The following is a 4403-nucleotide window of genomic DNA, read 5'->3' on the forward strand; positions in this document are numbered from 1 at the left end:
CTGGCGAGCTTCTGGCTGATGCCATCCATGAGGAGATAGATGACGGGCGTTGTGAACAGTGTCAGCAGCTGGCTGACGGCGAGGCCGCCGACGATGGCGATGCCAAGCGGGCGGCGCAGTTCGGAGCCCGTGCCGGTGCCCAGCATCATGGGCACCGCGCCCAGCATGGCGGCCAGCGTGGTCATGAGGATGGGCCTGAAGCGCAGCAGGGCGGCATGGCGGATGGACTGTAGCGAGGTCATGCCCTCGACCCGCTCGGCCTCCAGCGCGAAGTCGATCATCATGATGGCGTTTTTCTTGACGATGCCGATCAGCAGCACCAGCCCGATGATGCCCATGACATCCAGCCCCGATCCGGTGATCCACAGCGCCAGCAGCGCGCCGATCCCGGCGGAGGGCAGGGTGGACAGGATGGTGATGGGGTGGACGAAGCTTTCATACAGGATGCCCAGCACGATATAGACCGCGACCAGGGCGGCCAGCACCAGCCATGCCTCGTTGGACAGCGAACTGCGGAACGCCGCCGCCGTGCCCTGGAACGAGGTCTGGAAGCTGGACGGCAGGCCGATGTCCTTCGCCGCGCGTTCGATCGCATCCGTCGCATCCCCCAGCGCGTAGCCGGGCCGGACGTTGAACGAAACGGTCGTGGCCGGGAACTGCCCCACATGGGTGATCAGCAGCGGCGCGGTATCCTGCGTCAGGGTGGTGACGGAGGCCAGCGGCACCAGTCCCGACGTGGGCGAACGTGTCGGGCCCGACGTGCTTTCGCCCGCATTGCCGCTGATGCCGGGCAGGTACATCTGGTTGAGCGACCCCATGTCCTGCTGGAAGGCTGGGGTTGCCTCCAGGATCACGCGGTACTGGTTGGACTGCGTGAAGATGGTCGAGATCTGGCGCTGGCCAAAACTGTCATACAGCACGTTGTCGATGGTCTGGGGCGTGATGGAATACCGCGCCCCGGTGGTGCGGTCGAGGTCGACATGCGCCACAAGCCCTGCCGCCTGCAGGTCCGATGTCACGTCCGACAGGGCCTTTTCCTGCTGCAGCCGCGCGATGAACTTCGGCACCCATGTCGTGAACTGGCTGTAATCGGGGTTTTCCAGCAGGAACTGGTACTGCGTCGCCGCGACCGAGGTATCGAGCGACAGGTCCTGCACCGGCTGCAGGTACAGGTCCGCCCCCGCGATGTCCGCCGTTTCCGCGCGCAGGCGCGTGGCCACGTCCTGCGCGGTGGAGGTGCGGCTGTCCACCGGCCTGAGGTTGATCAGGAAGCGCCCCTGGTTCAGCGTCACGTTCTGCCCGTCCACGCCCACGAAGGAGGACAGGCTGGCCACGTCGGGGTCATGCAGGATCCGGTCGGCCAGTTCCTGCTGGTGGCGCTTCATCGCCGTGAACGACGTGGACTGCGCCATGACCGAGATCCCCTGGATCACGCCCGTATCCTGCACCGGGAAGAACCCCTTGGGGATGACCACGGCCAGCACGCCCGTCAGCACCAGGGTCACGCCGAATATGCCCAGCGTCAGCCGCTGGTGGCGCAGCACCACGTCCAGCGCGCGGCCATAGGCATTGATGGTCGCGACCGTCCAGCGTTCGACCGCGGCCGACCATGCCGGTTCGGCATGTCTGGTGTCGCGTTCATGCAGCAGGCGCGCGCACATCATCGGCACCAGCGTCAGCGACACCACGGCGGACAGGATGATGGTAACCGCCAGCGTCATGGCGAATTCATGGAACAGACGGCCCACCACGTCGCCCATGAACAGCAGCGGGATCAGCACCGCGATCAGCGATACGGTCAGCGAGATGATGGTGAACCCGATCTCGCCCGCGCCCTTCAGCGCCGCCTCCATGCGGCTGTCGCCCATTTCGATGTAGCGGGCGATGTTCTCGATCATCACGATGGCATCATCCACCACGAAGCCCGTGGCGATGGTCAGCGACATGAGCGAGAGGTTGTCGAGCGAGAAGCCGAACAGGTACATGACCGCCAGCGTCCCCACCAGCGACAGCGGCACCGACAGGCTGGGGATCAGGGTCGCCGGCACGTTGCGCAGGAACACGAAGATCACGCCCACCACCAGCACCAGCGCCAGGCCCAGCTCGAACTCCACGTCCTCCACCGATGCGCGGATGGTCGTGGTCCGGTCGGTCAGGGGGGTGATGGTGATGCCCGGCGGCAGCGACTGCTGCAGGTGCGGCAGGGCGTATTTGATGTTGTCCACCACCGCGATCACGTTGGCGCCGGGCTGGCGCTGCACGTTCATGACCAGGGCGGGGGTGCGGTTGGCCCATGCGGCCAGTTCGGTGTTTTCGGGGCCGATCACCACGCTGGCCACGTCACGGATGCGCACCGGCCCGCTGTTCTGGTAGGCGATGACCTGGTTGAGCAGCTGGTCCACGCCGGTGATCTGCCCGTCGATGCGCAGCGTGGTCGCGCGCTGCGGGCCATCGAACGTGCCGGTGGGGGAATTGACGTTGACGTTGCCGATGGTCGTGCGCAGCGTGTCAAGGTCGATGCCGAACGAGGTCAGCTTGGGAATGTTGACCCGCACCCGCAGCGCCTTGCGGTTGCCGCCCGACAGCGTGACCAGCCCCACGCCCGGGATCTGGCTGATCTTTTCCGCCAGCCGGGTATCGACATAATCCTCCACTTCCGTCAGCGGCATCGTCTTCGATGTGATGCCCAGCGTCATGACCGGGGTGTCGGCGGGGTTGACCTTGGCATAGACGGGTGGCGCGGGCAGGTCGGTGGGCAGCAGCGAATTGGCCTGGTTGATCGCGGCCTGCACTTCCTGTTCGGCAATGTCCATGGTCATGGTCAGGCCGAAGCGCAGCGTGATGACCGACGCCCCGCCCGATGAGCGCGAGGTCATCTGCTCCAGCCCCGACATCTCGCCCAGCTGCGTCTCCAGCGGCGCGGTGACCGAGGTCGCCATCACGTCGGGGCTGGCGCCGGGATAGAAGGTCTGCACCGTGATGGTGGGGTATTCGACTTCCGGCAGGGCGGAGACGGGCAGGAAATGATACCCCAGCAGCCCCGCCAGCAGGATGGCCAGCATGAGCAGGGTGGTCGCGACCGGGCGGTGTATGAACAGGCGGGAGGGGTTCACGCGGCAATCTCCGGCGGCGGCAGGGGCAGGCGGTCAGACGGGGAAACGGGCGGACGGGCGCGCACGTCTAGCCTTTTTTCCCATGTCCGCCGTGGGCGGCATCGGACCCGGCGCTGGTGGCGGTGGCGTCGGGGATCGTCACCTTCACGCCATCGCGCAGGTGGTCCACGCCGTCGGTCACGACCCGTTCGCCGTCCTTCACGCCATCGGTCACCACGGTCATGGTGTTGTTGGCGTGGCCGGTCTTCACGTTGCGCACCTCCACCGTGCTGTCGGCCTTGACCACGTATACGAACTGCCCGTTCGGGCCGGTCTGCAGCGCGTTGGTGGGCACCAGCAGGACGTCATGGTCGGTGCTGACCAGCAGGCGGGCGTTGACGAACTGGTTGGGGAACAGTTCCTCCTGCGAATTGGCGAAGATCGCGCGCATGCGCACCGTGCCGGTGGAGGTGTCGATCTGGCTGTCCAGCACGCTGACCTGCCCGGTGGCGATCCTGGTCAGGTTGGCGCTGTCCCATGCCTCGACCGGCAGCGGCGTGCCTTCGCGCAGGCGGGTGGCGACGGGGCCGATGTCGTTTTCAGGCAGGGTGAAGATGACGGAAATCGGCTGCATCTGCGTCAGGATCACCAGGCCGTTGGTCTGGCCGGCGGTGATGTAGTTGCCCATGTCCACCTCGCGGATGCCCACGCGGCCATCCACCGGGGCCACGATGTGGCAGTAGGTGATCTGCAGCTTCTCGTTATCGACCAGCGCCTGGTCGGCCTTGACCGTGCCTTCCAGCTGCTCGACCTTGTACTGCTGGTCCTTCGCGGTCATGGCCGCGACGCTGTCCTGCCGGATCAGGCGCTGGTAGCGGGCGTTGTCCACGCGCGCGGCTTCCAGCTGGGCCACGTCCTGCGCCAGCTGGCCTTCATACTGCGCCAGCAGCACCTCATACGGGCGGGTGTCGATCAGCGCCAGCAGGTCGCCCTTGTGGACGTGCTGGCCCTCGGTAAACAGCACCTGCATGAGGTAGCCGTCAATGCGCGACTGCACCGTGACATTGGTGATCGGCACCACCGTGCCCAGCTCCGTCAGCACCACCGGCATGTCGCCCCGCCCGATGGTCGCCACCGCCACCGGCTGGTCGCCGCTGGCCGCATGCCGGTGGCCACCCCCGCCAGAATGCGGGCGAAGGAAGGCAACGGCAAGCACAACCGCCAGCGCCCCGCCCGCCAGGTAAAGGATGCGCCGCCCGCGCCGGGAGCTTCCCCTGGAGGGCGCGCTGGTGCCTGAAGGGGGGGGAGGGG

At 66.7% G+C, this 4403-nt stretch carries 2 protein-coding genes; both read right to left on the reverse strand.

Annotation, left to right across the window (positions count from 1 at the left end; genetic code table 11):
• The coding region (locus tag B7449_RS17675; protein ID WP_048883963.1) for an efflux RND transporter permease subunit at window positions 1-3113 on the reverse strand (3113 nt) is incomplete at its 3' end.
• Window positions 3114-3180: 67 nt separating this feature from the next.
• On the reverse strand, window positions 3181-4403 hold a 1223-nt coding region (locus tag B7449_RS17680), incomplete at its 5' end, for an MdtA/MuxA family multidrug efflux RND transporter periplasmic adaptor subunit (RefSeq protein ID WP_048883964.1).

The sequence above is a fragment of the Komagataeibacter intermedius TF2 genome, assembly GCF_000964425.1.
GTDB lineage: Bacteria > Pseudomonadota > Alphaproteobacteria > Acetobacterales > Acetobacteraceae > Komagataeibacter > Komagataeibacter intermedius.